The organism is Rhizobium sp. CAU 1783, from assembly GCF_054551725.1.
Genome location: NZ_JBTOLM010000003.1, coordinates 44,843 through 70,056 on the forward strand (window position 1 = coordinate 44,843; position 25,214 = coordinate 70,056).

The following is a 25,214-nucleotide window of genomic DNA, read 5'->3' on the forward strand; positions in this document are numbered from 1 at the left end:
CGGCGGATGACGACAGCGCGCGCGCTGGGACTATGGGCGGATGGCAAGAACAGCCTCAAGCCCGGCAAACACAATGCGATCACCGACGTGCCGGGCGTGCGCGTCGGACATCGCACGCTCTCGGGCGACGGGCTGGCGACCGGGGTGACGGCAGTGATCCCGCATGGCGGCGATCTCTTCCGCGAGAAGGTGCGGGCGGCTGCCGAAGTGATCAACGGTTTCGGCAAGTCGGCAGGCCTGGTGCAGGTCGCCGAACTCGGCACCATCGAAACGCCGATCCTTCTGACCAACACCTTTGGCGTGGCTGCCTGCAGCGAGGCTCTGATCCGCCGGGCGATCGCCGACAATCCGGCCATCGGTCGTGAAACCTCGACGGTCAATCCGGTCGTCTGCGAGTGCAATGACGGCCAGATCAACGATATCCAGGCGCTGTCGGTGCAGCCCGACGACGCGCTCGCTGCGCTTTCCGCGGCGCATGACGGCCCGGTCGAGCAGGGCGCTATCGGGGCCGGGCGAGGCATGACCGCGTTCGGGTTCAAGGCCGGTATTGGCAGCGCGTCCCGGCTCATGCATCTGGCCGCGCGGGACTTCACCCTCGGGGCGCTGGTGCTCGCCAACTTCGGTCGGGCAGGCGATCTGGTCCTGCCGGACGGGCGACGTCCCGATCCGCGTGAGGTCAGCCGCGCGGAGAAGGGATCGGTTATCGTCGTTCTGGCGACCGATCTGCCGTTGTCCGATCGGCAATTGCAGCGCGTGGCCCGGCGCGCCGGTGCCGGTCTGGCCCGGCTTGGCGCCTTCTGGGGGCACGGGTCGGGCGACATCGTTCTCGCCTTCACCACCGCCGATCCGGTGGCTCACGATGGGCCGGCCTTGCGCTCGATCACGGCGATCGACGACAATCTGATCGACCTGCCCTTTAGGGCTGCGGCAGAGGCGACGCAGGAGGCGGTGCTGAACGCGCTTTGCGCCGCGCCAGCGGAGACCGGACGCACGGGAAAACGCTATCCGTCGCTGGCGGATTGGGCGAAGGAGAACGCATCGTGAAGGTATTTCTGTCCGCCGACATCGAGGGAACGGCTGGTATCGCCCATTGGGACGAGGCCGAGCGCACCCACGCCGATTATGCCGAGTTCCGCCGCCTGATGACCAATGAGGTTCTGGCCGCCTGCGAGGGCGCACGGTCGGCTGGGGCGTCCGAGGTCGTGATCAAGGACGCGCATGACAGCGGCCGCAACATCATCGTCGAACGCCTGCCCGACTATGTGCGCATCATGCGCGGCTGGTCCGGTCACCCGGACGGGATGATGTTCGGCCTCGGTCCGGAATTCGCGGCCGCGCTCTATACCGGTTACCACGCCAAGGCCGGATCGGAGGCCAATCCCCTGGCGCATACGACGACGCTGCGCATTTCGCGGCTTCTGCTGAATGGTGAGGTTGCCTCGGAATTCACCGTGAATGCGCTTTGCGCGCGGCGCCATGGTGTGCCTTCGGTATTCCTGTCGGGTGACGCGGAGATCTGCGCCGACGCCCGCCGTCTCGTCCCGGGCATCGCCACGGTGGAGACCTTGGAGGGCTTCGGCCGGGCGGCGCTGTCGATCGCGCCCAGCCGCGCCTGCGAGGCGATCCGCGAAGGGGTCGCTGCCGCATTGTCGTCACTGCCCTCGGGGGCCGTTGCTCCGCCCCAGGGGCCCTTCGAGGTGATGATCGAGTTCACCAATCCGACCGATGCCTGGCGCGCGTCGTGGTATCCGGGCGCCGAGATTTCCGGCCCGAGAACCGTCGCCTACCGTTCGGCGGATTTTTTCGAGATCCAGCGGGCGTTGCGGTTTCTCACCGCCTGAGCAAGGACAGACGCCTTTGGTGCGGAGCTCATGACCTGGGAAGGCTAAACAGCTGGTTGGCGTTTTTGGTCAGCCGGTCGGACCCTCCGGCATCGGCGTCAATCCCCAAAGGGGGCCGACCCGGACGGCTTTTGCGGAACAGGATCTGGCGAAAGGCGGGATCTTGGCCGGGCGATCTCCGCTGACTTGCGCACAGGATAGGCTTGGCCGCTATCATTCGTGCGTTCAACTCTTTGCAGGGTTGTTTCAATGATAAAGCGACGAAGACAGATCGCTTTGCGGTCCAGAACGCCAATCGCGATTGCGGTTCTGCTCCGTGTCGGCAACGTTCAAGCCACGAAAGCGCGGCGCCGAACAGGCGGATGCCTCTGTGGCACGGCAAGGGCGGCGCAAGCAGAAGGTCCGGCGTTTGCCGGGCGCCGGTCATCACAGGGAAAGGCACTGAAGCGGCTCTGCCGCGGCTGATCTGGTTGACGCCCGCAAATTTGACCTTCAGGGTCATGGTCTCGGCCACGATCCCGCTTGCCTCGCAATATCCCCAGGCCTTTCGGGATGAGCGGCCTGAGTTCTACGCTAGCCCAGCAGATCGCATAGAGGTCATTTGCGAACGTGTCTTCGGCACCAACCGACTTTGCGGACCCTGTCCGATTTGACCGGCGATCGCCAACCTTACGAGTTCCTCTGGAACCTTTCCTCGCCGCCGGGTAGAAGGGTAAGGATTCGAGGGGCTTGAAATGGCAGACAAGATCGATGTGTTTGACGAGGAGAAGGAGCACAAGGCTCCCCGTAGCCAAACTCTGCTGCGCGGGCTCGATATTCTCGATGCGGTGGCCGACAAGCCCCGCACGATCCAGGAAATTGCTGCCAATACTGGGCTGACCTACAGCACCGTACACCGCATCGTTTCGGTGCTTCTGGAACGACGCTTCCTCAAGGCAGATAATGCGCGTGAATTCGCGCTCGGGCCGCGCCTTATCGAGCTCGGCTTTTCCGCCTATTCCCGGATCGATCTGGTTCAGGTGGCGCGACCGTTCCTGGAGGAGTTGTCGCGGCTCACGCGCGATACCGTCCACCTTGCACAGCGCGAGGGCTGGGAAGTGGCCTATCTCGACAAGTTGCGCGGCTCGCGCCCCGTCGAGATCAGTTCGCGCATTGGCGGTCGAAAGCCGGTCATCTCGACCGGTGTCGGCAAGGCACTGATGCTGGATCAGCCCGAGGCTGTCCTGGTCGAGCTTTACAAGCGTGATCATCAGCTCTTGCCGGGCAACATGACCGAGGCCGACTGGCTTGTGCAGATGTCAAACTACCGGGCTGGTGGCTATGCCTACGATCTCGGCGAGGACCAACCATCGATACGCTGCGTGGCTGCGCCGTTGCATGACGCGACCGGGCGAGTGGTCGCGGCGATTTCCGTATCGTCCACACTCGAATTCATGCCGCCGTCCCGCATGCGGGACCTCGTGCCGGAAGTGCAGCGTGTGGCGCGCGCCATTTCGTCGGAGCTTGGCGCGCGTTCCAGCTAGAGCCGTTCCGGCTGTCGCGGCGGCCGGCATTTCGTCGGGGCCGTGGCTCACCGAACGGAGCAAGCCCCCTAATCGCGCTGGCGGTGCGGCAGAACGCCGGTCGTCATCCCTCAAGCACCTTGCCGGGATTGAGAATGTTCTTCGGATCGAGGCTTGCCTTTAGCTGTCGCAGCATGGCGAGTTCGTTTTCCGAGCGACTGTAGGCGAGCCACGGCTTCTTGTGCAGGCCGATACCGTGCTCGGCCGAGACGGAGCCGCCATAGGTACGGATGATCTCGTAGACGGTTTTCTCGATACGGTGGCCGGTCGGGTCGATCTCCGAAATCGGACCGGCGACGAGGTGGATATTGCTGTCGCCGGCATGGCCGAAGAAGATCACCTGCAGGGCAGGGAAGGCCGCCGCCAGCGCGGCGCGGATTTCTTCCACGCAGTCTCCTATGCGCGAGAGCGGCACCGAAACATCGAAATTGATGGTGGGCGCGCGGCGAGACAGGATCTCGGCGATGCCGTCCCGCAAAGACCAGAAGGTCTCCACCTCGCGCTGCGACTGGGCAACCGCAGCATCTGATATCAGCCCGGCCTCGAATGCGGATTCGAGCATGCCTTCGAAGGCCGGGCGTTCGCCGTCCGGATCGGCACCCTGCATCTCGACCAGCGCATAGATGGGATGATCCGGCGCAACCGGCGCCCGTTGTCCTGTCTCGGCCAGAACCGCCTGATAGTAGTCGTTCCACATCAATTCGAATGCCGTGGTGCGGCCCGAAAGCGTGCGCTGGGCATGACGGAGAAGGCCTGCCGCCGCCTGGAAATCGGGCACGGCCACCAGCGCCGCATTCGCCCCGCCCACGCCCGGATGCAGTTTCAGTACCGCCCTGGTGATGACGCCGAGCGTGCCTTCCGAACCGATGAAGAGATGCTTCAGGTCAAGCGCCGCATTGTTCTTCGGCATGCGGTTCATCATGGAAAGGATCGTGCCGTCCGCCAGCACGACCTCGAGGCCGAGGACGAGATCGCGCGTCATGCCGTAGCGGATGACGCGGTTGCCACCGGCATTGGTGGCGATGTTGCCGCCGATCTGGCAGGAACCGCGCGCGCCGAGATCGAGAGGAAAGGAGAAGCCTGCCTCAAGTGCAGCTTCCTGGATTCGCTGGAGAACACAGCCGGCGCCGACCACCATCAGGCCGGAGCCCGTGTCGATTTCCTCGATGCTGTCGAGACCGGCCAGCGACAGCAGAACCGCGCCCTCGCTCGGCACGGCACCACCGGCAAGACCCGACCGGCCGCCCTGCGGTACGACAGGCGTCGAGAACTCGTGGCAGAGCTTCAGCACGGCGGCAACTGCCGCAGTATCGCGCGGCGTCGCCAGCGCCAAGGGCACGCCGCCCTGCTCGTCGCTCCAGTCGCGAAGAGCCGCTTCCGGTACGTCTCCGCCGACTTTCAGGTTGCTTGCGCCAAGGGCCTTCTGAAGGGCCGCAATGAGTGCTGCTTTCGGGTTTTCGGATTGCATCGTGTCCTCCCAGTCTGCTTTTCGCGATCTACTGACGAAAATTTGCACATATTGCAAACTGATTTTACTATTTGACAAAAAAATCTGCGTCTGTTTATTTCGCGGTGCTGGGGAGGAGCGCGGGCATCAGCCTTGCGTCCAGCTTCACTTTTGAAGTGCCCGGCTGAAAAACCGGAAACCGATCGGGTTTTCCGCACCATTGGGAGGACAGACATGTCACTTATGAATTCCGTGCAGGTTCTGCGCGCAGGTTTTGTTGCCGCCTTTGCCGTGGCCGCTTCGTATGGCTCCGCCGCACAGGCCGAGCCTGAAATCGTCTTCCGCGCCGCCCACGCCTCGGCGCCGAGCTCGACCGGCCACAAGGCCTTTGAATTCCTCGACAAGGAACTGCGCGAAAAGTCCGGCGGCCGCATCGGCCTCGAGATCTTCCCGAACTCGCAGCTTGGCGGCGAACGGGAACTGACTGAAAACATCCAGTTCGGAAATGTCGATCTGACCTTCGTCTCCTCGGCTCCGGTCGCCTCGTTCGCCCCGCAGTTCTTCGCCTTCGACGTTCCCTTCCTGTTCAAGGACCGCGAGCAGGCTTACAAGGTGTTGGACGGCGAAGTCGGCCAAGAGATCCTGAAGTCGCTCGACGACAAGGGCATGGTTGGCCTCGCCTATTGGGAGAATGGCTTCCGCCAGCTGACCAACAACAAGAAGGAAATCCGGTCCCCGGATGACCTCGCTGGCCTGAAGATGCGCACCATGGAAAACGAGGTGCACATCGCGGCATGGCGCGCCGAAGGCGCAAACCCGGCTCCGCTCGCCTTCAACGAGTTGTTCACCGCGCTCCAGCAGGGCACCTTCGATGCGCAGGAAGGTCCGATCAATCTGTTCTACGACATGAAGTTCAACGAGGTGCAGAAATACATCTCGAAGACCAACCATATCTACTCGCCGTGGCCGCTGCTCGCCAATCCGGACAAGCTCGCGAGCCTGAGCGCCGAGGATCGCGCGATCTTCGACCAGGCCGTCAAGGATGCCACCGCCTACCAGCGCGGCCTCGCTAAAGAAGCCGACGACAAGGCTGAAGCAGCCATGACCGAGGTCAAGTTCACGACTCTGACCCCGGAAGAACTGAAGGCCTTCTCGGATAAGGCCGCCCCGATCGTCGAGCTGGTGAAGCAGAAGGCCGGCACCGATCTGGTAGACCGCCTGCTGGCTGCGGCAGCGCAGTAAAGCACCCGGAAATCGAGACGCCCGGCGAGCAATGATCGCCGGGCAATCCAATTCGAACAAACCAACTGACCGTTAATGCGTCAGGCAGCGCCCGGGGCCGGTCCCCGCGTGGCGCGGGAGAGACACATGCTCAAACTCATCGATGAGCACTTCGAGGAAGCGATCGTCGTAGCCCTGATGGCTCTGATGTCGATCCTGATCGGAGTGCAGATCTTCATGCGTTACGTGATGGGCGCTTCGCTTTCCTGGTCGGAAGAGCTGTCACGCTACTTCTTCATCTGGGCGACCTATGTCGGCGTCGCCTATGCAGTTCGCAAGGACGCCCATATCCGCGTCACCATGGGCACCGATCTCCTGTCGCGCACCGGCCAGATCTACGTCCGGGTACTGACGCATGTGGTCTTCGGCGCCTTCGCGCTGTTCGTCATGTATCAGGGCTGGTTCATGGTCGAGAAGACCTTCCGCTTCGGCCAGAAGTCCGCCTCCCTCGGCATTCCGATGGGCATCATCTATCTGGCGCCCTTCACCGGCTTCCTGCTGGTGGTCCTTCGCCTGCTGCAGGCCATTGTGCTCGACCTGCGCGGCGACCGGGAAGGAGTAGCCCAATGATCTCGCTCATTCTCTTCGGTCTCCTCGCTGTCCTGCTGCTGTTTTCCGTTCCGATTGCCATCTCGCTGGGTATCGCCTCGACGCTGGCGCTTATCGTGTCGGGCAAGGTTTCCGGCTCTTATGTTCCTCAGGGCCTCGTGACCTCGATCGACAGCTTCCCGTTGATGGCCGTCCCGTTCTTCATTCTCGCCGGCGATCTCATGGGGCAGGGCGGCCTGTCGCAGCGTCTCATCAATGTCGGGCGCATGTTCTTCGGCCGCTATACGGGCGGCATGGCGATCATCGCGGTCGTCACGTGCATCTTCTTCGCCGCAATTTCCGGCTCCGGCCCAGCGACGGTTGCGGCCGTGGGCACCATCCTGCTGCCAGCCATGGCCAAGGACGGCTACAAGCCGGGTTTCTCCTCCGGCCTCATTTCCTGCTCGGGTTCGCTCGGCGTCATCATCCCGCCGTCGATCCCGATGGTCATCTACGCCACTTCCGCCAATGTCTCGGTTTCCAAGATGTTCATGGGCGGCGTGGTGCCGGGCCTGCTGATCGGCTTCGCGCTCATCGCCTATGCCTGGTGGCAGTCGAGGCGCGATGGTCAGAAGCCGGGCGACTACCGCCCCTCCGGCCGCGAGATGTTGGACGTCCTCAATGATGCCAAGTGGGCGCTCATGGTGCCGGTCATCATTCTCGGCGGCATCTATGGTGGTATCTTCACCCCCACGGAAGCTGCCGCCGTCGGCGTGATCTACGGCTTCGTGGTCGGCACCTTCGTCTACAAGGAACTGAGCCTCAAGGATCTCTACAAGATCTTCGCCGGCTCCGGCCTGACCTCGGCCACCATCATGCTGATCGTCGGCACGGCCACCATCTTCGGCCGCGCGCTCGCCATCGAAGGCGTGCCGGTAATGCTGGCAAACGCCATCACTTCGGCGGTGGATCAGGCATGGTTGCTGCTGCTCGCTATCAACGTGATCCTGCTGGTCGTCGGCACCTTCATGGAGACCATTGCCGCGATCATCATCCTGACCCCGATCCTGCTTCCGCTGGTGACGGCTCTCGGGGTGAGCGCAGAACACTTCGGCATCGTCATGATCGTCAATCTGGCGATCGGCATGGTGACGCCACCCGTCGGCGTGAACCTGTTCGTCGCCTCGCGCGTCTCCGGCCTCTCGCTCGAGACGGTGGTGAAGGGCGCAATCACCCCGATGGTCGTGATGATCGCCGTGCTGATGGTCATCACCTATGTGCCCGCGCTTTCGCTGGCGCTGCCGGCCCTCTTCGGAATGTAATGTAAAGGATACGCAATATGAGCAAGAAACTCAGGGCGGTCATCATCGGTCCGGGCAATATCGGCACCGACCTGCTGATGAAGATGCAGCGCTCGCAATGGGTGGAGCCGGCCTGGATGGTCGGTATCGACCCTGCTTCGGAAGGTCTGAAGCGGGCGGCCGAAATGGGCATCAAAACCTGCGCGACCGGCGTTGACGGGGTACTGGATCACGTCATCGCCGACGACATCCGCGTCGCCTTCGATGCCACCTCCGCCTATGCCCATGCGGAAAACTCCCGCAAGCTCAACGAGCTCGGCGTCATCATGGTGGATCTGACACCTGCCGCCATCGGCCCGTTCTGCATCCCGCCGGTCAACCTTGCCGATCATGCCAAGCGTCTCGAGATGAACGTCAACATGGTCACCTGCGGCGGACAGGCCACCATTCCGATGGTGGCTGCGGTCTCCCGCGTGCAGCCGGTGGAATATGGCGAGATCATCGCCGCCGTTTCCTCCCGTTCGGTCGGCCCGGGCACCCGCAAGAACATCGACGAGTTCACCCGCACCACGGCGCATGCCATCGAGAAGGTCGGCGGCGCAAAGCGCGGCAAGGCGATCATCATCGTCAATCCGGCAGAACCGCCGCTCTTGATGCGCGACACCGTGCATGTGCTGACGGAAGGCGAACCGGATCAGGCCGCAATCACCGAGAGCGTGAAGGCCATGGCCGCCGAGGTGCAGAAATACGTGCCCGGCTACAAGGTGGTGAACGGCCCGGTCTTCGACGGAAACCGCGTATCGATCTACCTCGAGGTTGAAGGTCTTGGCGACTTCCTGCCGAAATATGCCGGCAATCTCGACATCATGACGGCGGCAGCCCTGCGCACCGCCGAACTTTTCGCGGAAGAAGCCGTCAACGGCGTCTTCACCCTGCCGGCACGCGGCTGAGGAGATTGAAATGAGCATTGAAGGACGCAAGATCACCCTTCACGAGATGAGCCTGCGCGACGGCATGCATGCCAAGCGCCACCAGATTTCCATCGAGCAGATGGTCGAGATCGCCAAGGCAGCCGACGAAGCCGGCATGCCCTGGATCGAGGTGACCCATGGCGACGGGCTGGGCGGTGCTTCCGTGAACTACGGCTTCTCGGCGGCAACCGACGAGGAATACCTCTCGGCCGTCATCCCGCACATGAAGAAGGCCAAGGTTTCGGCGCTTCTCCTGCCCGGCATCGGCACCGTGGACACCCTGAAGCGCGCCATGGATTGCGGCATCTCCGGCGTGCGCGTCGCGACCCACTGCACCGAGGCCGATTGCGCCGAACAGCACATCACCTACGCCGCCAAGACCGGCCTCGATACCGTCGGCTTCCTGATGATGTCGCACCGCGCCGGTCCCGAAAAGCTGGTCGAGCAGGCACTTCTGATGGAGAGCTATGGCGCGAACTGTGTCTATTGCACCGACTCGGCCGGCCACATGCTGCCCGATGACGTAACCGCTCGCATTACCGCAATCCGCGCAGCGCTCAAGCCGGAGACGGAACTCGGCTTTCACGGTCACCACAACCTCGGGATGGGCATTGCCAACTCCGTGGCTGCCGTTGCCGCGGGCGCAAACCGTATCGACGGCGCGATCGCAGGCCTTGGCGCCGGTGCCGGCAATGCCGCGACCGAACTGCTGGTCGCGGTGTTCGAGCGTATGGGCGCCATCACCGGCGTCGACCTCTTCAAGATCATGGACGCCGCCGAGGATCTGGTCGTGCCGATGATGGACCGTCCGATCCGTGTCGACCGCGGCTCTCTGGTTCTCGGCTATGCCGGCGTCTACTCGTCGTTCCTGCTGTTCGCAGAGCGCGCCGAGAAGCGTTACGGTGTTCCTGCCCGCGATCTGCTCCTGGAACTCGGCCGCCGCGGCATGGTCGGCGGTCAGGAAGACATGATCGAGGACCTGGCGCTGACCATGTCACGCGCCACCCAGGCCTAATTGTCGATCAGCCTGAGTAGGACCGGATATCGCACTTCGTGACGGTGATGCCGTTGCGGAGTGCGCATCAGAAAACTATGACTTCCACCAGCCGCAATCGCCGGCAGCGCACGAAGGTTTTGGAACACCGCGAGGCTTTCGGCCTCAGGGAAACGGAGCAGGATATTGTCCCCAACCACGATCCAGTTGATCGCCGCAGCGTTGTTTGCAGTCGCCATTCTGCATACCTTCTCGGTCAAACTGTTCGAACGGCTCGCCCATAGCGATCCCCGCCATGGCGGTGTCTGGCACCTCCTGGCAGAGGTCGAGGTTGTCTTTGGCTTCTGGGCGATGGTGATGATGCTCTTCATGTTCGCCATCGAGGGTTCTGAAACCGCCACCCACTATCTCGACGGGCGAAACTTCGCCGAACCCATGTTCGTCTTCGCAATCATGGTGATTGCTGCGACGCGGCCGGTGCTGCAGTTCAGCCAGGCGGTGGTCAAGGCCATCGCCTCTATCCTGCCGGTGCGTCCGCAGATCGCCTCCTTCTTCACCGTGCTGTTCGTCGTGCCGCTTCTCGGCTCCTTCATCACCGAACCGGCCGCGATGACCGTCGGCGCGATGATCCTTTCCGCCGGCACGTTTTCGCGCGGCATCTCGCCTCGGCTGAAATATGCGGCCCTTGCCGTCCTTTTCGTCAACGTTTCGATCGGCGGCACGCTGACGCCCTTTGCCGCTCCGCCGATCCTGATGGTCGCCGGCAAATGGAACTGGGACATGCCGTTCATGCTGGAGACCTTCGGCTGGCGTTCGGCGCTAGCGACGGCGGTCAATGCCGGACTTCTCGCCTTTCTGTTCCGCAAGGAGCTTTCCGCCCTGCCATCGGGGTCGGAAACGGTGGTCAATCGCGTACCGATGCCGTTGATCGCGGTCCATCTCGCCTTCCTCGCGTTGGTCGTGGCGTTCTCGCACCATACGGCGGTCTTCCTCGCACTCTTCCTGTTCTTCCTCGGTGTCGCCCAGGCCTATCGTGCCCATCAGGACCGTCTGATGCTGCGCGAGGGACTGCTCGTCGCGTTTTTTCTCGCCGGGCTGGTGGTGCTTGGTGGACAGCAGCAATGGTGGCTGCAGCCGCTGTTGATGAGCATGAATTCCGACGCGATCTATTTCGGTGCGACGGCGCTGACTGCAGTCACCGACAATGCGGCGCTTACCTATCTCGGCTCGCTGGTGGAGGGGCTGACGGATGAGTTCAAGTACGCGCTTGTTGCCGGTGCGGTAACTGGCGGAGGTTTGACCGTTATCGCGAATGCACCCAACCCTGCCGGACTTTCGATCCTGAAAAGTCACTTCCAGGACGATACGGTCAACCCGTTCGGCCTGCTGGCAGCCGCAACACCGCCAACGCTGGTGGCCATTGTCGTCTTCTGGTTTCTCTGAAACGGATGCTGTCTGCGTTGCATTGGCATTGAAAGACGGGGGTGCCCGTCAACAAACCGCCGGAGCAAACTCATAACTGGATAAGAGTTGGGGGCAAGGTCAGCGTTACAAGAGTGCGCCAGTGGCGAGGTGCTAGAGCCAAGCTATGCCCGCGGTGCGAAGGAAATAAATCATGTCTAGGCTTATACTTGGCTTGCCCAAAGTCGTTAGGCACATATGCGCCTGACCACGATGGTGGGTCTGGTGGTTGAAGAAATGGGAGAGCGCCGGCGAAAGCCGGTGGCTTATTGGAACGGGATTACTCACCGGAACATAGGAGAACGTCGCGTTCAGCTTCTCGTCGGTCAGCGTGTCGATCCAGCCGGCGATCCGCTCGTCTTCCGCGGCGCGGGCGGTGGCAAGATCCGCCAGGGTGTCGTAGGGCCGGACGTTGAGTGCGGAGTAGGTCGGGCCCTCACCGGTAAAGCGCCGCATCCAGATCCGGTCGGCGACGAGGATGTGGCTTAACGTCCCGAACAGCGAACCGAAGAAGCCGCCTGTGTCGCGGTGCAGTTCGTCCTCGTCGAGTTGGCCGGCCGCTTCGTAGAGCAGACTGTTGGCCCAACGGTTATAAGCGGCGAACATCTGGAAATGCGGACGCATCATGTTGTCTCCGAAAGGGGGCTGCCGGCATGCTAGCCGGAAAAATGGCAAGTGGGGGTGATATCACCCATGAAATTTCCTGATTTGATTGTTGCCAAATTCTCGCCTCGAATGCACGCGCTTCAGGCCGCCGTCGGCGGCCGCCGCTTCACGAGGAACGATCGATGGCCATGACACTTTACAGCCTTTGCGGTGCGGACAGCGCACGCCCGTTTTCGCCCCATTGCTGGAAAACCGTCATGTCGCTGCACCACAAGGGGCTCGATTTCTCCGAAGTGCCGCTGCCCTTCACCGAGATCCCGAAGGTCGAAAATGGTGCAACCAGGCTCGTGCCGCTGCTGCGTGACGGCGAGCATAGGGTCGCCGACAGTTTCGCGATTGCCCTCTACCTCGAAGAGATCTACCCGGATCGCCCGTCGCTGTTCCGCGGCGAGGGCGGCAAGGCCCTGTCGCGCTTCATTGAGGGGTACTCGCAGATGGTCCTGCACACGGCGATCACCCGCATTGCGCTTCTCGACATCCACGGCATGCTGGCGCCGGTCGACCAGGACTATTTCCGTGCGAACCGCGAAGAACGGTTCGGCAAGCCGCTCGAGGAAGTGGCACCGGATCGTGCGGCCGAGATCGCCGCCTTTCCCGCCAAGCTCGAGCCCTTGCGGCACATGCTGAAATTCCAGCCCTTCATCGGTGGCGACAGCCCGCTTTTTGCCGACTACATCCCGTTTGGTGCCCTGCAATGGCTGCGCATCACCACGGGATCGATCCATCTGGCCGAGGACGATCCGGCGCGCCTCTGGTTCGAACGCTGCCTCGACCTCTATGAGGGGCAGGCTAGGGCGGTCGCCTGAGAAACGCCGGACCGGGTCGGCTTAGCGGCCGTAGGTGACGGTGATCGACGCCTTGGCGAGAGCGTTTGCGTTCGTCATGAAACCGATGAGAGCGCCGCTCGCGTTCTGGTCGAGTTCCAGCTTGTCGACCGACAGCGCCGTGACGGTGAAGACGTAGCGGTGGGTCTGACCCGGGGGCGGGCAGGCACCGAGATAGCTGGCAAAGCCGGCATCGGCTCGGCTCTGAACCGCTCCTTTCGGCGCGCCGCTGTCGGGCGTGATGCCCGCCGCAAGTCCGGTGCTGTCTGCCGGGATGTTGAACATCACCCAATGCCAGAAGCCGGAACCGGTCGGCGCATCGGGATCATAGGCACTGACGGCGAAGCTCCTGGTGCCGGCCGGCGCATTCTGCCACGTAAGCGCCGGCGACACGTTCTTGCCTGCGCAGCCGAACGTGTTGGCGACCTGTGCCTCGCCGAGCTTGCCGCCGTCGGTGATGTCGGGACTTGCAAGCGTGAAGTCGGCGGCGAGCACAGGGACGCTGCAGAGTGTGCTCAGTCCGGCGACCGCAATGAAGGTTTTGAATGACATGATCGGCTCCTTTTCGATTTGGAGCACAAGAATAGTCCCCGGATCACTCAGCCGCGGCTCTGGGGCGCTCGAAGTCTGCTCCGGAGCGCTCATCCGCCGGGACCCGGATATCGCGGGGCGAGAGGCCGAACCGGGCCCGGAACCTGGCCGCGAACTTCGAGGCGGATTCATAACCGACATCGAGGGCGATCCGGTTGATCGGCAGTTCCGTCGCCTGCAGCAGCCCGAGGGCGGCGGTCATTCGTACATCCGCTATGATGTCGCTCAGGCTGGTTCCTATGAGCGCGAGCTTGCGCCGCAGCGTCGGCTCGCTCATGCCGACGGCCTGCGCGACCGTGCCTGCCGGCCAGTCTGCTGCGAGATCGGTGCGCACGAGCGTGCGGATGCGCAGTGCGAGGCTCTCGCGGCTGTCGGGCAGCAGGCCGATGCCGAGCGCCTGCAGCCGGATGACCAGTTCGCCGAGAATATGGCGATGCACTGAGCTGTCCGTCTTCGCCCCTTGCGCGATCGTCTGGCCCGCGCGGTCGAGTGCGCCCAGCAGCCCCTGGTCCGGTTCGAGCAAGGTCGGGTCGCCCGTCGGCTTGAGGCTCGGATCGGCATAACGCGCCACGAGCCCCGGCGTGAGCGCATAGGCGTCGGAATGATAGGCGCCGGTTTCGCCGGTTCCGTTGATCACCGTGCATTCCAGGCCCTGCGGCAGGAAGATCGCCTCGCCGGGGTGTGCCGTCACTTCTGTCTGTTCAGTCAGGACCCGCTTCCATCCATGGCGAACAAGGATGATGGCCGGCTGGTCTATCAGAAACTGCCGGAACTGGCCCGTCGATGCCTGCAGGATCGAGCAGTGAACGGCGAGCTCGGGCAATGCGCGCAAGGAGCGCTGCGCACTCTCGGAAAACTTCTGCATGGACTGCTCCCGTTGGTTGGCGTGGCGCGATTGCCGTGGTTCGGCCGGCATTGTCGTCGGATGGCGGCGAATAGTATGACGCTCGCGTGAAATTCGTCCACACCCCTTGTTTTCAGGGCTTGAGGCGGGTAGAAACCGCCCACTTTCCCATAAGACAAAAGGACTACACCGATGGCGATTGAACGCACCTTTTCGATGATCAAGCCGGACGCAACGAAGCGCAACCTGACGGGCGCCATCACCAAGGTTTTCGAGGACAACGGCCTGCGCGTCGTCGCCTCCAAGCGCGTCTGGATGAGCAAGCGCGAAGCTGAAGGCTTCTACGCCGTTCACAAGGAACGTCCCTTCTTCGGCGAACTGGTTGAAGGCATGACCTCCGGTCCGACCATCGTTCAGGTCCTCGAAGGCGAGAACGCCATCCTCAAGAACCGTGAGATCATGGGCGCCACCAACCCGGCCCAGGCCGCCGAAGGCACGATCCGCAAGCAGTTCGCCCTGTCGATCGGCGAGAACTCGGTTCACGGTTCGGACGCCCCGGAAACCGCTGCCCAGGAAATCAAGTACTGGTTCGCGGACACCGAAATCGTCGGCTGAATCAAGCTTTGAGCGGGGTCTCTCAAGACCTTGCGAACATTGATGGAACCGGGGTCGAGAGGCCCCGGTTTTTTCATTTCGGGCAGGCGGTGTCCTGCGCATAGTCGGTGGTCCCATCGGCTTTGAAAACCTCCGGATTCTTTGTGTAGACCGGCCCGACGACCAGCGGTTTGGTCGGCAGGATGGATTGGTCGAGGCTTGAAACGACGGTTGTGTCGATGGCCTGCAACTGCCGTCCGCCGCCGTCGACGATCCGGATCGACACCGCGTAAGGGTGGTCCTTGCGCACGCAGCGCATCGGCGGACTTTCGAGCGTGACCTTCTTCCAGAAGGGGAAGATCCTCGACTTCGTCACATGGGGTGCGCCGCCCGCCGGATTCTCGAACGTCGTCTCCACATAGCTGTCGTCGGGTAGCGTGCCGTTGCGTGCCAGCGTGATCACGGCCGTTGCCTGTGCCACGCGGTAGTTGAAGATGAACACCTTGCCGGAGACGACCAGCGGCTCTTCCGCATCCTCGCGCTGGCAACCCGAAAGCGCCAGGAGAGCAAGGACGAGCGACAGCATGTCCCGGACCTTCGTCATTGTGTGCCCTCCTTGCGGGTGCGCTGATAGTGGCGGTGCGCCTTCATGCGGTTGCCGCACACGGCCATGTCGCACCAGGTGCGGCTCCGGTTGCGGCTCTTGTCGATAAACAGCCATCCGCAATTGCCACAGATCTTGAGGCGATCCTCCTCCGGCATCGAGATGAGCCGGAGGGCGGAATGCGCGACGGCCGCTTCCAGTGCGGTTTCCGAACCGGCGGCACGCAGCATGGCGGCGGCGGCCTCGAGCAGGTCGGCGAGGCTTGCCCGGTCATCCAGTCCGGCCACCCGGGCGCGAAAATGCCGGTCGATCGCTTCGCGCAGGCGGATGAAACCCTCCGTGTTCTCCTCCGCGACAGGTTCGAGCCGACCGAAGAGCGCCCGTTCGGCGGAGAATTCCGCGGCCGCCGCGGGAAAGGCCTGCAGCTGCTCCGGCTCGGAAAAGCGGTCGATACGCCGCGTGTCGTCGAAGCGCAGGATCACGCTGTTGGCGACATCGAGCGCGAGTGCGCCCCCGGCGAAACGATGGGGAGTCCAGGAAAAGGTCATGATGAAATTATAACTGGTAAAACGGTTTTTACCAGTTATAAAATGCGCACGGAGACGATGATGATCTATCTTGTGCAGCAGTTCGCGAATGCCGTGCCGATCGCCGCGCTTTATGGGGCGCTGGCCTTCGGCTATGCATTGATCTTCGGCATGACGCGCCGCCCCGATATCACCTACGGTGCGCTCTTCGCCTTTTCCGGTCAGGTCTTCCTGCTGTTTGCCCAGTTCGCCTGGGATCGCCTGCTTCTGATCTTGCCGGCGGCGCTCGCGCTCGCCGCCGTCCTGTCCCTGCTTTATACGCTGGTGACCGCAGCCGGCATCGCGCGATACGTGATGCGGCCCTTGCACAAGCATTCGCCCAACGCGGTCATCGTCGCGTCGCTCGCCCTGCTGATCCTGCTCTCCGAGGCCATGCGCCTGGCCATGGACAGCCGCGAACTCTGGTTGTCGCCCTTCCTCAACACCCGGATCATCTTCCTTCGGCAGGGCGCGTTCGAGGTGGGGCTGACCGTGATCCAGATTGGCAATGCGGCAATCATGGCCTGCCTCGTCTTCATCGGCCATCTCCTGCTGGAGCGCACCCGGGCAGGGCGTGTCTGGCGTGCGGTGGCCGACGATCCGGATGCGGCCCGACTGACAGGCATCGACTCCGATGCCGTGTTCACCTTGTCCTATCTCTCGGCCGCACTCGTCGCGACGGTCTGCGGCGTGCTCGCCACCTCCTACTACGGCACGATGGACTTTTCGTCCGGCATGATGTTCGGCCTGAAGGTCGTACTGGTGGCGGCGATCGGCGGCTATGCGGTGCCGCTGCGGTCGGCTCTGGGGGCCGCGTGCTACGGGGCCGCGGAAACCTTCTGGAGTTCGTATCTTCCCCTGGTGTGGCGCGATGTCGCGCTCTTCTCGGCACTGATCCTGCTTGCCGTCCTCTTCCGCCGCGAGGCACGGATCTGAGGCGAGGCGCCGGTTTGAGGGGAGGCGTGGCGCATTCCCGTGGAGAGTGGAGGGGGATGCGATTGACGGCGGCAGTGCCGCGCGCTTTATGTCGGAGAGGAACCGGTCGAGCCGGTTCGTGACCAGACACCATCAAAGCGCAACGGACGCCATGAATAGCATTCGCCGGCAGTTGTTTCCCTGGCTGAAGGTGGCCCTGTCGCAAGGGCTGGTCCTGGCGCTCGTTCTCTATCTTCGACCGTATCTTCCGGTCGCCGGTCCGCTTCTGCTGGTTGCCCAGGGCCTTGCCGCGGCGCTGCTGGGCAGGGTGCTTGGCCTTTCGGCCTTCTGGATCCCGATCCAGATCCTTCTTCCGCTGGCCGTCGCCTTCAACGCCGTCGTTCCGGCATGGGCCTATCTCGCCGCCTTCGCGGTCTGCGCGCTGATCTACTGGAACAGCGCCTCCGAACAGGTGCCGCTCTATCTCACCAACCGCAAGACGTGGCGTTCCTTGAGCGGGATCGTCGCCGACCACGGCGCAAAATCTTTCGTCGACCTCGGCAGCGGCATGGGCGGCGTCGTCACCTTCCTCGCCCGGACCCATCCGAAACTGCGCGTCCGGGGCGTCGAAACCGCACCCCTGGTTTTCCTGGCGTCGAAGCTGAGGCTGAAGTTTCAGAACCTTCCGAACGCCGAATTCGTCTATCGCAACATATGGGACGAAAACCTTTCGGCGCACGACGTCGTCTACTGCTTCCTTTCGCCGGTGCCGATGCCGAAGATGTTCGCCAAGGCCAAGGCCGAGATGCGGCCGGGCACGCTCTTCGTCAGCAACAGTTTCGCGGTACCGGACCAGCCGCCCTATGCGATGGTCGACGTCAACGACGGCCGCAAGACGAGGCTCTACATCTATCGGATGTAGGCCGGCTCAGTCCTTCCAGCGGTCGCGGGCGCGGTCGTCGGCATCCTTGGCCGAGACCCAGTCACCGCTGAAGCCATCCTTGCGATGCTCCTTCTTCCAGAAGGGTGCCGAGGTCTTCAGGTAGTCCATCATGAAGTTGGCGCCGTCGAAGGCGGCCTGACGATGGGGTGCGGTGGCGATGACCAGCACGATCTGCCCGCCCGGCGCTATTTTGCCGTGGCGGTGGACGGCGGTCAGCCCGAGAAGGCCGAAACGGGCGATGGCGGTCTCGCCTATACGGCGGATCTCGGCTTCCGCCATGCCGGGATAATGCTCGAGTTCAAGCGCGGAAAGCGAGCCCGCCTCGTCGCGGCAAAGACCGACGAAGGACACCACGGCACCGACATCGGTGCGCCCTTCGGTCAGTGCCCGGCTTTCTTCCGATAGGTCGAAGTCCTCCGACTGGACACGTACGGTGAGCGGGGTCATCTCTGAAGTCCTTCGACCTTGTCGCGTCGCAGTGCAACCGGCTTGCCACCACGAACCGGAACAGACGGGCTTTCCGGTCGCATGCGTTCAGCCGCCTGTCATCGGCGGGAAAAGGCCGATCTCACGGGCGCCGGCAATCGGCTCGTCATGCTCGACATGTTCCTGGTTGATCGCAACGCGGATCGCCTTGGGAAACTGCAGCGCGTTTTCGTATTCCTCGCCCAGTGTGGCGAGATGGGCGATCAGGTCGCCCGCAGTCTTTACCTCTGCGGGAAGCTTGAGTTCTTCCTCGCCCTTGCCGATCCGCTCGCGCACCCAGGCGAAATAGACGAGCTTGACCATCTCAGTCCACCATGTGCTTCAGGCCGGCGCGGAAGTAGTCGTAGCCGGTGTAGATGGTCAGGAGGGCGGCGATCCACAAAAGCGAGATGCCGACCTCGGTGGTGTAGGGCAGCACCTTGTCACCGGCAGGACCCGCCAGCAGGAAGGCGAGCGCAAACATCTGCGCCGTCGTCTTCCACTTGGCGATGCGGGTGACCGGAACGGGAACCTTGAGGGCGGCGAGATATTCACGCAGGCCCGAGACGAGGATCTCGCGGCACAGGATGGTGATCGCGGCCCACAGCGACCAGCCGGCAATCGTCCCGTCGGCTGCCATCAGCAGCAGCACGGAGGCGACCAGCAGCTTGTCGGCGATCGGGTCGAGCATCTTGCCGATATTGGACGTCTGGTTCCAGATGCGGGCGAGATAACCGTCGAGATAGTCGGTGATCGAGGCGATGATGAACAGCCACAATCCGGTCCAGCGGGCAAAATCCGAGCTCTCGAGCTTCCCCTCGATGAAGAAGCACACGACGATCAACGGCACGGCGACGATGCGGGCGTAAGTGAGGAGATTGGGAATGTTGTAAGCGCGCGAAGCCATGATGCCCTGTCTGTCAAATGATTTGGACTGTAGATGACGGTTTCCCGTCGCGACCGTCAACACAACTTTTCTTAATTGTCTTTAAGGTTTTCCGCCGGGAAGTCGCCCTTCCTTACGTCAATCTGCGGCGTTTTCGTGAAAGTGGTTGTAAATCAGCTTCGCCACGGCCTCGGATATGCCTTCGACCGCGGTCAGATCGGAAAGGGCGGCCCGCGAGACGGCCTTCGCCGTGCCGAAATGCTGGAGGAGCGCGCGCTTGCGCGTCGGCCCGATGCCGGAGATCTCGTCCAGCGGGTTCTTGACCATCTCCTTCTTGCGGCGCGCTCTGTGCGAACCGATGGCGAAGCGGTGGGCCTCGTCGCGCAGACGCTGGATGAAGTAGAGCACCGGATCACGCGGCGGCAGGGTGAAGTCCGGCTTGCCGAGCGCGAAGAACCGCTCGCGCCCGGCGTCGCGGTCGACGCCCTTGGCGACGCCGATGGCGGTCACGCAGTCGGAGATCCCGAGTTCGTCGAGAATGGCCCTGACGGCCGTCATCTGCCCCTGGCCACCGTCGATCAAGATGACATCGGGCCAGGCCGGAAAGGCCGCTTCGGCCGAATCGTCGGGCGCGACGCTGCGGTCAGGCTTGCCTTCTTCCTTGAGGAGACGCGAGAACCGCCGCGTCATCACCTCGCGCATCATGCCGAAGTCGTCTCCCGGCGTGATGTCGGTCGAGCGGATGTTGAACTTGCGATACTGACCCTTGACGAAGCCTTCCGGTCCCGCGACCACCATGCCGCCGACGGCATTGGTGCCCATGATGTGCGAGTTGTCGTAGATCTCGATGCGCCGCGGCACATAGGCAAGACCGAAGGTTTCGGCGAAACCCTGGAGCAGCCGGGACTGCGAGGCCGTTTCGGCCAACTTGCGTCCGTGTGCCTCGCGGGCATTGCCGGCCACGTGGTCGACCACGTCCTTCTTGTCGCCGCGCTGAGGCACCAGGATCTGCACCTTGTGGCCGGCCCGTTCGGTCAGTGCCGTCGCCAGCAGGTCCTGTTCCTCGATGGTCTCGGAAAGCAGGATCTGCCGCGGGCAGGGCTTGTCGTCGTAGAACTGCGCCAGGAAGGCATTGAGCACTTCGGCGCTGCTCATTTGCGGGTCGGCCTTGGGGAAATAGGCCTGGTTGCCCCAGTTCTGCCCGGCGCGGAAGAAGAAGACCTGGATGCAGGTCAGGCCGCCCTCGTGATGGATGGCGAAGACATCCGCCTCCTCGACGCTGGCAGGATTGATGCCCTGGTGGCTCTGCACGTGGCTGAGGGCGGCGAGGCGGTCGCGATAGACGGCGGCGCGCTCGAAATCGAGATCTTCGGCAGCCTCGTTCATCGCCGACGCGATCGCCGCCTTGACGTTCTGGCTCTTGCCGGAGAGGAAGTCCTTGGCCTCCCGTACGAGTTCGGCATAGCCGCTGTCAGGAATTTCATGCGTGCACGGCGCGGAACAGCGCTTGATCTGGAACAGCAGGCAGGGCCGGGTTCGGCTTTCGAAGACGCTGTCGGTGCAGGTCCTGAGCAGGAAGGCGCGTTGCAGCGAGTTGATCGTCCGGCCGACCGCGGTTGCCGAGGCGAAGGGGCCGAAATACTCGCCCTTCCGGCTGCGAGCGCCCCGGTGCTTGTAGATCGCCGGTGCCCGGCTGTCGCCGGTGATGAGGATATAGGGAAAACTCTTGTCGTCTCGCAGCAGAACGTTAAAGCGCGGCCGCAAGCGCTTGATCAGATTCGCTTCGAGCAGCAGCGCCTCGACCTCGGTGCGGGTCGTGACGAACTCCATGTTGGCCGTCTCGCGCACCATGCGCGTCAGGCGATTGGAATGCAGGCGTCCCTGGGCATAGTTGCTCACGCGCTTCTTCAGGCTGCGCGCCTTGCCGACATAAAGCACGTCGCCGGCGGCATTCAACATGCGATAGACGCCGGGGCTGTTGGGCAACTGCTTGACGAATTCGCCGATCAGGTCGGCACCGGTCAGGCCGGTTTCGTTGAGGTTCGTGACGCTCCAGTCGACCGCCGCCGCTGGGCGCGGAGAATCGACTTCGGAAACGACGTCCTCGTCGTCTTCCTCTGTGCCGTCATAGAGAATGCCGCCGTCCGGCAGCTTTCCTCCCGTCATTCATTGATCTCCATTGCGCCCGGCGCGCGCCAGGCGAGATGTTGTCCGCCGTCGAGTGCAATCATTTGGCCGGTGATCGACGGCGTGTCAAAAAGAAAGCGGATCGTCTGCCCGAATTCCCGAAGTTCCGGGCCGCGCTCCATCGGCAATGCGTCGATCTGGGCCTGGAAGTCCGCCTCCGTCTGGCGCGCGCTGCGAAGCGTCGGTCCCGGACCGATGCCGTTGACGCGGACCCGCGGTGCGAAGGCCTGGGCCATTGTATAGGTCGCGGCATGAAGGGTGGCCTTCGACAGTCCATAGGAGAAGAAGCGCGGCGAGGGGTTGAGCACCCGCTGGTCGATGATGTTGACGATCAGCCCGTTGCTGTCGGCCGGCAACTGCCGCAACAGCTCCGCCGAGAGGATCGCCGGCGCCCGGACATGAAGGTCGAAATGCCGGTCGAACGTTTCAGCTTCGAAGGTCTCCGCGCTGTCCTCGATGAAGGCTGAGGCGCTGTTGACGAGCAGGTCGACCGGACCGAGCGCCGCGTTCGCCCTCGCCATCAGCGAGGCCGCGGCCTGGCCATCCCTCAGATCGGCCTGCAGCGCGACGGCCCGCCCGCCTTGATCGCGGATCGAGGCGACAAACGCTTCCGCCTCGTCGATCGAATGGTTTGCGTGCACTGCAATGGCAAAACCGTGACGAGACAGATCCTCGGCGATCGCGCGGCCAAGTCTTTTGGCCGAGCCGGTCACGAGGGCGGTCCTAAGTATGCTTCCTGTCATGGGTGTCAGCCTGATCTCTTGTTGCGTCGCTGCGCATATATGGCTTGAAACCTTGCTGTGAATAGCCGCGTCAAAATTCTTTTCTCAGGTTAATGCGGTGAAAGTCTTCGTTTAACTTAAGTTTAACTTGCGAAAAACTGAGTAAAACGCGCTAGTCGCTATGATATGGTTAACTGTTTATTTGTTGCCGTTAAGCAACATCCAAATTTCGTCATCGCTGTGCCACAATGAATTCACAATTCGGCTCTTTCATTTCCTCAATTGGAAACCATGTTAGCCCTCGGAACGGGCAGGGATTTACATCAATCGTTCGAGCCGCCGTTGGTTAGATTTAAGAGCGGCTCTGAACTGAAAGGAGACAAGTATGCGTACCCTCACTATGATTCTTCTGGCTTCCGCTACGAGCCTGATGGCTCTTCAGGCTGCACAGGCTGCCGATGCTGTCGACCAGATTCCGGAGGCTCCGGCTGCAACCGAAACCTATGCAGCACCGGCAGGCAACTGGTCCGGCGCATATGTTGGCGGTGCGGTGACCTATGACTTCGGCCGCTTCACCGGCAGCGACGACCGCGATGCCAAGGCACTCGGTGGTTCGGTTTACGGTGGCTACAACATGCAGAACGGCCAGATCGTATACGGTGCTGAAGCCGACCTCGGCTACAACGGCGAAGACGGCAATGCCGGCGCCGGTTACACTGGCACCCAGGGCGTCAACGGTTCTATCCGTGGTCGCGTCGGTTACGACATGAACCCCTTCCTGATCTATGGTACGGCCGGTGTTGCTGCCGCCAACCACAAGCTGGAAAGCGCAACCGACAACGACGAGCGCCTTGCCGCTGGTTACACCGTCGGTGCCGGTGTCGAAGCCATGGTGACCGACAACATCACCGCTCGCGTCGAATACCGCTACAGCGACTACCAGAAGCGCGACTTCGACCTCGACGGCGCGACCGTCACGAAGGGCTTCGACGACCACAGCGTCAAGGTCGGTATGGGCGTCAAGTTCTGATCCTTCCTGGATCGGTACCATGAAAAAGCCGGGCGAGAGCCCGGCTTTTTTGTTGTCTTTCGCGTCGCGGCGCCTGTCAGGCGCGCGGCTTCATCTCGTGATACGGCTCGAAGCGTTCGGCAAACTTGCTCGGCCAGGCGGCAAGCCGCGTGCGTCCGTTTTCCCATTCCCCGGGGAAGCGCAGCATCAGGTAGCCGATGAGGGCGCCGAGGGAAAAATGTCCGCCGTGAAGCGCCTTGCCGAACTTCGGCATGTTCGCGTTCAGATGATCAAGGCCGCGGACGACCTTGCTCCACTGGCGGTCGATCGAGGGCTGGCTGATCAGTTCCGGCGGGCGGAAGCGCCGCTCATAGACGATCTCGAGCAGGCAGTCGGCAATGCCGTCGCAGAGCGCTTCCAGCACTTCCGCTTCGGTGCGCTTGGATTTCTTCTTCGGATAGAGCGGCTTGTCGGCGATCCGGTCGAAATAATGCATGATCGTCCGGCTGTCGAAGATCGCCTGACCTTCGTCGGTGACCAGCGTCGGGATCTTGCCGAGCGGGTTGGCGTCGATCAGCGCGGCCGGGTCGTCCCGAGTGTTGACGTTGATTTCCTCGATCTCGATGCCGAGGTGGCGTGCTGCCATTCGGACCTTGGAGGAATAGGGGGAGGAGGGCGCGCAAAGAAGCTTCATCGGCATGTCCTGGCTGAGGTTGGTGTGGGGGGAACCTATCGTGTCTCGAGGATCGGTGGAATGGATATCGATCGCTGGCGGCAGCCGTTCCTGTCGATTTCCGGGCAGGCGCGGAAGGTAAGGTCGCGGGTCAGGCAGATTTGCACCTCCTCGAGCTTTCCCCCTTCGCAGGTCACCGCCATGCCGCGCCCCGTGAGACCGGGATTGGCCGCGGTGAACTGCTGCTCGAGCGCCTCGGGCGCGACCCGGGTTTCCTTTCGCGCCGATTGCAGCGAGGCCGGCAGTGCGATGCGTTCGAAGGCTGCCCTGGTCACGGAAAAATAGTCTCGCTGGCTGAGGCCGGAACAGGTGCCGTGCTTGCGCCATTCATGGCCGATCAGCCCCATGGATGGCATGATGTCGAACATCTGCCGGCCAAGGCTTTCCGCGACGCGCTTCGGCTCGTCCGTCGGACATTCCTCGGGATAGCCGCGCTCGTATTGCGGCCAGAGGCCGTGCACGATCATACCGTAACGCCGCGAGGTGCCGCATTGGTCCGGGTTGTCCGCGCCGTCTGGCGACTGGCAGAAGGTCGGCGACCAGGAAAGGGCCAGCACATAGAAGTCGAAGCCGGTGCCCTGCGGGATCGCCTTGATGGGCTTCGGTGTTTGCGGGCTGGCGAGCGGAGGAGGGGCTGTCGGTCGCGGTGCAGCCGGCTTTGTCGCTTCCGTCACCTTGGCCGACGGAGCGCCTTCTTGCTCCGGGCGGTCAGTCAGGAACTGGTAGGCCAGCGCGCCCGCCACGACGAGGAACAGGGCGATGAACCCCAGATAGCGTTGCATGATGAGAAATCGCGTTCAGCGCAAGGATTTGCAGTGCGCGCCGTAGACGTGCCACCGATCGAGGCCGCTCGTGCAGAACTCGACGGAATGCCCGACGCCTGCAAAGCCCCAGGTGCCCTCGACCAGGAACCAGAGCTGGCGGCGGGCGCCGTCGCTGGTCGTGACCGTCGAGTGGCAGTAGCGGCGCTCCACCCGGTGGGTCTCGTCGGTCAGCTCCAGGCGGTTCTCTGTGATCGGCCCGAATTCGGCGATCGAAAGATCCGTCTGCAGGTAGCTGCGAATGTTCCGGGCGAAGCGGCCGTTGACGGTTGCAGCAGCCTGTTCGCAGGACGGCGTCGCCGCGCTTGCCTCGGTCGCGAGCATCAGGGGCAGGATTGCGGTGAGCGAAAGCGCGGTGCTGATGATCGATCTGGCGAACATGGAGGCTCTCCCTTTTGTCGTCAGAATGTTGTCAAAGCCCGCCCAGGTCAAGGGATCAGATGGCCGCCGCGGCGGTC

Annotated in this window: 29 protein-coding genes; 14 read left to right on the plus strand and 15 right to left on the minus strand. The window is 62.8% G+C overall.

Annotation, left to right across the window (positions count from 1 at the left end):
- The first annotated feature begins 6 nt into the window (after window positions 1-6).
- Together ACX93L_RS13920 and ACX93L_RS13925 are read left to right on the plus strand one after the other, a co-directional pair.
- Entirely contained in the window at window positions 7-1,044 is a 1,038-nt protein-coding gene (locus ACX93L_RS13920; protein ID WP_459405422.1) for a DmpA family aminopeptidase, read from the plus strand.
- The gene (locus ACX93L_RS13925; RefSeq protein ID WP_459405423.1) at window positions 1,041-1,841 is read left to right on the plus strand and encodes a M55 family metallopeptidase; all 801 of its coding nucleotides are present in this window, start codon (window positions 1,041-1,043) and stop codon (window positions 1,839-1,841) included. The genes ACX93L_RS13920 and ACX93L_RS13925 overlap by 4 nt, the downstream gene beginning before the upstream one ends.
- A gap of 28 nt (window positions 1,842-1,869) precedes the next feature.
- Here the strand turns inward: ACX93L_RS13925 and ACX93L_RS13930 are convergent, their stop codons facing one another.
- Entirely contained in the window at window positions 1,870-2,355 is a 486-nt protein-coding gene (locus tag ACX93L_RS13930; RefSeq protein ID WP_459405424.1) for a hypothetical protein, read from the minus strand.
- Between the two features lie 220 nt (window positions 2,356-2,575).
- Between ACX93L_RS13930 and ACX93L_RS13935 the strand changes: the two genes are divergently transcribed.
- Window positions 2,576-3,364, plus strand: a complete 789-nt coding sequence (locus tag ACX93L_RS13935; protein WP_459405425.1) for an IclR family transcriptional regulator — start codon at window positions 2,576-2,578, stop codon at window positions 3,362-3,364.
- Window positions 3,365-3,467: 103 nt separating this feature from the next.
- Here ACX93L_RS13935 and ACX93L_RS13940 read toward each other — a convergent pair whose 3' ends face one another.
- On the minus strand, window positions 3,468-4,871 hold the full coding sequence (locus ACX93L_RS13940) for an FAD-binding oxidoreductase (protein WP_459405426.1): 1,404 nt from the start codon (window positions 4,869-4,871) through the stop codon (window positions 3,468-3,470).
- Between the two features lie 213 nt (window positions 4,872-5,084).
- Between ACX93L_RS13940 and ACX93L_RS13945 the strand changes: the two genes are divergently transcribed.
- The 6 genes from ACX93L_RS13945 (at window position 5,085) to ACX93L_RS13970 (ending at window position 11,368) form a co-directional block, all read left to right on the plus strand.
- A complete protein-coding gene (locus ACX93L_RS13945; protein WP_459405427.1) occupies window positions 5,085-6,092 on the plus strand; it encodes a TRAP transporter substrate-binding protein in 1,008 nt (335 codons plus the stop codon).
- Between the two features lie 126 nt (window positions 6,093-6,218).
- Window positions 6,219-6,701: a TRAP transporter small permease gene (locus tag ACX93L_RS13950; protein ID WP_459405428.1), complete on the plus strand. Its 483-nt coding sequence runs from the start codon at window positions 6,219-6,221 to the stop codon at window positions 6,699-6,701.
- Window positions 6,698-7,981, plus strand: coding sequence for a TRAP transporter large permease (locus ACX93L_RS13955; protein WP_459405429.1), 1,284 nt, complete (start codon window positions 6,698-6,700; stop codon window positions 7,979-7,981). The genes ACX93L_RS13950 and ACX93L_RS13955 overlap by 4 nt, the downstream gene beginning before the upstream one ends.
- Before the next feature lie 17 nt (window positions 7,982-7,998).
- A complete protein-coding gene (locus tag ACX93L_RS13960) occupies window positions 7,999-8,910 on the plus strand; it encodes an acetaldehyde dehydrogenase (acetylating) (RefSeq protein ID WP_459405430.1) in 912 nt (303 codons plus the stop codon).
- A gap of 10 nt (window positions 8,911-8,920) precedes the next feature.
- Window positions 8,921-9,946, plus strand: a complete 1,026-nt coding sequence (dmpG, locus tag ACX93L_RS13965) for a 4-hydroxy-2-oxovalerate aldolase (RefSeq protein WP_459405431.1) — start codon at window positions 8,921-8,923, stop codon at window positions 9,944-9,946.
- A gap of 165 nt (window positions 9,947-10,111) precedes the next feature.
- The gene (locus ACX93L_RS13970) at window positions 10,112-11,368 is read left to right on the plus strand and encodes a putative Na+/H+ antiporter (RefSeq protein WP_459405432.1); all 1,257 of its coding nucleotides are present in this window, start codon (window positions 10,112-10,114) and stop codon (window positions 11,366-11,368) included.
- A 132-nt stretch (window positions 11,369-11,500) separates the two neighbouring features.
- On the opposite strand, the gene ACX93L_RS13975 is transcribed toward ACX93L_RS13970, so the two are convergent.
- Window positions 11,501-12,010, minus strand: a complete 510-nt coding sequence (locus ACX93L_RS13975) for a DinB family protein (RefSeq protein WP_459405822.1) — start codon at window positions 12,008-12,010, stop codon at window positions 11,501-11,503.
- A 164-nt stretch (window positions 12,011-12,174) separates the two neighbouring features.
- Here ACX93L_RS13975 and ACX93L_RS13980 point away from each other — a divergent pair, with 164 nt between their 5' ends.
- The gene (locus ACX93L_RS13980; RefSeq protein ID WP_459405433.1) at window positions 12,175-12,858 is read left to right on the plus strand and encodes a glutathione S-transferase family protein; all 684 of its coding nucleotides are present in this window, start codon (window positions 12,175-12,177) and stop codon (window positions 12,856-12,858) included.
- A gap of 21 nt (window positions 12,859-12,879) precedes the next feature.
- Here ACX93L_RS13980 and ACX93L_RS13985 read toward each other — a convergent pair whose 3' ends face one another.
- The gene (locus ACX93L_RS13985; RefSeq protein ID WP_459405434.1) at window positions 12,880-13,428 is read right to left on the minus strand and encodes a YbhB/YbcL family Raf kinase inhibitor-like protein; all 549 of its coding nucleotides are present in this window, start codon (window positions 13,426-13,428) and stop codon (window positions 12,880-12,882) included.
- A 43-nt stretch (window positions 13,429-13,471) separates the two neighbouring features.
- Window positions 13,472-14,332: a helix-turn-helix transcriptional regulator gene (locus ACX93L_RS13990; RefSeq protein ID WP_459405435.1), complete on the minus strand. Its 861-nt coding sequence runs from the start codon at window positions 14,330-14,332 to the stop codon at window positions 13,472-13,474.
- A 171-nt stretch (window positions 14,333-14,503) separates the two neighbouring features.
- Here ACX93L_RS13990 and ndk point away from each other — a divergent pair, with 171 nt between their 5' ends.
- Window positions 14,504-14,926, plus strand: a complete 423-nt coding sequence (ndk, locus tag ACX93L_RS13995; protein WP_169589008.1) for a nucleoside-diphosphate kinase — start codon at window positions 14,504-14,506, stop codon at window positions 14,924-14,926.
- A gap of 73 nt (window positions 14,927-14,999) precedes the next feature.
- Here ndk and ACX93L_RS14000 read toward each other — a convergent pair whose 3' ends face one another.
- The gene (locus ACX93L_RS14000; protein WP_459405436.1) at window positions 15,000-15,509 is read right to left on the minus strand and encodes a hypothetical protein; all 510 of its coding nucleotides are present in this window, start codon (window positions 15,507-15,509) and stop codon (window positions 15,000-15,002) included.
- Window positions 15,506-16,057 (minus strand): CGNR zinc finger domain-containing protein, encoded by a 552-nt coding sequence (locus tag ACX93L_RS14005; RefSeq protein WP_459405437.1) that lies wholly within the window; start codon window positions 16,055-16,057, stop codon window positions 15,506-15,508. The genes ACX93L_RS14000 and ACX93L_RS14005 overlap by 4 nt, the downstream gene beginning before the upstream one ends.
- Window positions 16,058-16,117: 60 nt before the next feature.
- Here ACX93L_RS14005 and ACX93L_RS14010 point away from each other — a divergent pair, with 60 nt between their 5' ends.
- Window positions 16,118-17,011 (plus strand): branched-chain amino acid ABC transporter permease, encoded by an 894-nt coding sequence (locus tag ACX93L_RS14010; RefSeq protein WP_459405823.1) that lies wholly within the window; start codon window positions 16,118-16,120, stop codon window positions 17,009-17,011.
- Between the two features lie 151 nt (window positions 17,012-17,162).
- Complete coding sequence (locus tag ACX93L_RS14015) at window positions 17,163-17,912, plus strand: class I SAM-dependent methyltransferase (RefSeq protein ID WP_459405438.1); 750 nt, start codon at window positions 17,163-17,165, stop codon at window positions 17,910-17,912.
- 6 nt (window positions 17,913-17,918) lie between these two features.
- Here the strand turns inward: ACX93L_RS14015 and ACX93L_RS14020 are convergent, their stop codons facing one another.
- From ACX93L_RS14020 to ACX93L_RS14040, 5 genes are all read right to left on the minus strand, one after another.
- On the minus strand, window positions 17,919-18,380 hold the full coding sequence (locus ACX93L_RS14020; protein WP_459405439.1) for a molybdenum cofactor biosynthesis protein MoaE: 462 nt from the start codon (window positions 18,378-18,380) through the stop codon (window positions 17,919-17,921).
- Between the two features lie 87 nt (window positions 18,381-18,467).
- Entirely contained in the window at window positions 18,468-18,722 is a 255-nt protein-coding gene (gene moaD, locus ACX93L_RS14025; RefSeq protein ID WP_459405440.1) for a molybdopterin converting factor subunit 1, read from the minus strand.
- A gap of 1 nt (window position 18,723) precedes the next feature.
- Window positions 18,724-19,305: a CDP-diacylglycerol--glycerol-3-phosphate 3-phosphatidyltransferase gene (pgsA, locus tag ACX93L_RS14030; protein WP_459405441.1), complete on the minus strand. Its 582-nt coding sequence runs from the start codon at window positions 19,303-19,305 to the stop codon at window positions 18,724-18,726.
- A 117-nt stretch (window positions 19,306-19,422) separates the two neighbouring features.
- Complete coding sequence (gene uvrC / locus ACX93L_RS14035; RefSeq protein ID WP_459405442.1) at window positions 19,423-21,450, minus strand: excinuclease ABC subunit UvrC; 2,028 nt, start codon at window positions 21,448-21,450, stop codon at window positions 19,423-19,425.
- Window positions 21,447-22,214, minus strand: coding sequence for an SDR family oxidoreductase (locus ACX93L_RS14040; RefSeq protein ID WP_459405443.1), 768 nt, complete (start codon window positions 22,212-22,214; stop codon window positions 21,447-21,449). The genes uvrC and ACX93L_RS14040 overlap by 4 nt, the downstream gene beginning before the upstream one ends.
- A gap of 364 nt (window positions 22,215-22,578) precedes the next feature.
- Here ACX93L_RS14040 and ACX93L_RS14045 point away from each other — a divergent pair, with 364 nt between their 5' ends.
- Entirely contained in the window at window positions 22,579-23,223 is a 645-nt protein-coding gene (locus ACX93L_RS14045) for an outer membrane protein (protein ID WP_169588988.1), read from the plus strand.
- Window positions 23,224-23,299: 76 nt separating this feature from the next.
- Here the strand turns inward: ACX93L_RS14045 and ACX93L_RS14050 are convergent, their stop codons facing one another.
- From ACX93L_RS14050 to ACX93L_RS14060, 3 genes are read right to left on the minus strand one after another with little or no spacing between them, the layout of a single operon-like run.
- Window positions 23,300-23,896: a glutathione S-transferase gene (locus ACX93L_RS14050; RefSeq protein WP_459405444.1), complete on the minus strand. Its 597-nt coding sequence runs from the start codon at window positions 23,894-23,896 to the stop codon at window positions 23,300-23,302.
- A 35-nt stretch (window positions 23,897-23,931) separates the two neighbouring features.
- On the minus strand, window positions 23,932-24,717 hold the full coding sequence (locus ACX93L_RS14055) for a ribonuclease T2 family protein (protein ID WP_459405445.1): 786 nt from the start codon (window positions 24,715-24,717) through the stop codon (window positions 23,932-23,934).
- A gap of 15 nt (window positions 24,718-24,732) precedes the next feature.
- Entirely contained in the window at window positions 24,733-25,137 is a 405-nt protein-coding gene (locus tag ACX93L_RS14060) for a hypothetical protein (RefSeq protein WP_459405446.1), read from the minus strand.
- Window positions 25,138-25,214: the final 77 nt, after the last annotated feature.

What these genes read in the sequence shown, in the direction of transcription:
- ACX93L_RS13920 (WP_459405422.1), top strand. Translation starts at nt 7, where the DNA reads ATGACGACAGCGCGCGCGCTGGGACTATGGGCGGATGGCAAGAACAGC.
- ACX93L_RS13935 (WP_459405425.1), top strand. Translation starts at nt 2,576, where the DNA reads ATGGCAGACAAGATCGATGTGTTTGACGAGGAGAAGGAGCACAAGGCT.
- ACX93L_RS13940 (WP_459405426.1), bottom strand. Translation starts at nt 4,871, where the DNA reads ATGCAATCCGAAAACCCGAAAGCAGCACTCATTGCGGCCCTTCAGAAG.
- ACX93L_RS13945 (WP_459405427.1), top strand. Translation starts at nt 5,085, where the DNA reads ATGTCACTTATGAATTCCGTGCAGGTTCTGCGCGCAGGTTTTGTTGCC.
- ACX93L_RS13950 (WP_459405428.1), top strand. Translation starts at nt 6,219, where the DNA reads ATGCTCAAACTCATCGATGAGCACTTCGAGGAAGCGATCGTCGTAGCC.
- ACX93L_RS13955 (WP_459405429.1), top strand. Translation starts at nt 6,698, where the DNA reads ATGATCTCGCTCATTCTCTTCGGTCTCCTCGCTGTCCTGCTGCTGTTT.
- ACX93L_RS13960 (WP_459405430.1), top strand. Translation starts at nt 7,999, where the DNA reads ATGAGCAAGAAACTCAGGGCGGTCATCATCGGTCCGGGCAATATCGGC.
- dmpG (WP_459405431.1), top strand. Translation starts at nt 8,921, where the DNA reads ATGAGCATTGAAGGACGCAAGATCACCCTTCACGAGATGAGCCTGCGC.
- ACX93L_RS13975 (WP_459405822.1), bottom strand. Translation starts at nt 12,010, where the DNA reads ATGCGTCCGCATTTCCAGATGTTCGCCGCTTATAACCGTTGGGCCAAC.
- ACX93L_RS13980 (WP_459405433.1), top strand. Translation starts at nt 12,175, where the DNA reads ATGGCCATGACACTTTACAGCCTTTGCGGTGCGGACAGCGCACGCCCG.
- ACX93L_RS13985 (WP_459405434.1), bottom strand. Translation starts at nt 13,428, where the DNA reads ATGTCATTCAAAACCTTCATTGCGGTCGCCGGACTGAGCACACTCTGC.
- ACX93L_RS13990 (WP_459405435.1), bottom strand. Translation starts at nt 14,332, where the DNA reads ATGCAGAAGTTTTCCGAGAGTGCGCAGCGCTCCTTGCGCGCATTGCCC.
- ndk (WP_169589008.1), top strand. Translation starts at nt 14,504, where the DNA reads ATGGCGATTGAACGCACCTTTTCGATGATCAAGCCGGACGCAACGAAG.
- ACX93L_RS14000 (WP_459405436.1), bottom strand. Translation starts at nt 15,509, where the DNA reads ATGACGAAGGTCCGGGACATGCTGTCGCTCGTCCTTGCTCTCCTGGCG.
- ACX93L_RS14005 (WP_459405437.1), bottom strand. Translation starts at nt 16,057, where the DNA reads ATGACCTTTTCCTGGACTCCCCATCGTTTCGCCGGGGGCGCACTCGCG.
- ACX93L_RS14010 (WP_459405823.1), top strand. Translation starts at nt 16,118, where the DNA reads ATGATCTATCTTGTGCAGCAGTTCGCGAATGCCGTGCCGATCGCCGCG.
- ACX93L_RS14015 (WP_459405438.1), top strand. Translation starts at nt 17,163, where the DNA reads ATGAATAGCATTCGCCGGCAGTTGTTTCCCTGGCTGAAGGTGGCCCTG.
- ACX93L_RS14020 (WP_459405439.1), bottom strand. Translation starts at nt 18,380, where the DNA reads ATGACCCCGCTCACCGTACGTGTCCAGTCGGAGGACTTCGACCTATCG.
- moaD (WP_459405440.1), bottom strand. Translation starts at nt 18,722, where the DNA reads ATGGTCAAGCTCGTCTATTTCGCCTGGGTGCGCGAGCGGATCGGCAAG.
- pgsA (WP_459405441.1), bottom strand. Translation starts at nt 19,305, where the DNA reads ATGGCTTCGCGCGCTTACAACATTCCCAATCTCCTCACTTACGCCCGC.
- uvrC (WP_459405442.1), bottom strand. Translation starts at nt 21,450, where the DNA reads ATGACGGGAGGAAAGCTGCCGGACGGCGGCATTCTCTATGACGGCACA.
- ACX93L_RS14040 (WP_459405443.1), bottom strand. Translation starts at nt 22,214, where the DNA reads ATGACAGGAAGCATACTTAGGACCGCCCTCGTGACCGGCTCGGCCAAA.
- ACX93L_RS14045 (WP_169588988.1), top strand. Translation starts at nt 22,579, where the DNA reads ATGCGTACCCTCACTATGATTCTTCTGGCTTCCGCTACGAGCCTGATG.
- ACX93L_RS14050 (WP_459405444.1), bottom strand. Translation starts at nt 23,896, where the DNA reads ATGAAGCTTCTTTGCGCGCCCTCCTCCCCCTATTCCTCCAAGGTCCGA.
- ACX93L_RS14055 (WP_459405445.1), bottom strand. Translation starts at nt 24,717, where the DNA reads ATGCAACGCTATCTGGGGTTCATCGCCCTGTTCCTCGTCGTGGCGGGC.
- ACX93L_RS14060 (WP_459405446.1), bottom strand. Translation starts at nt 25,137, where the DNA reads ATGTTCGCCAGATCGATCATCAGCACCGCGCTTTCGCTCACCGCAATC.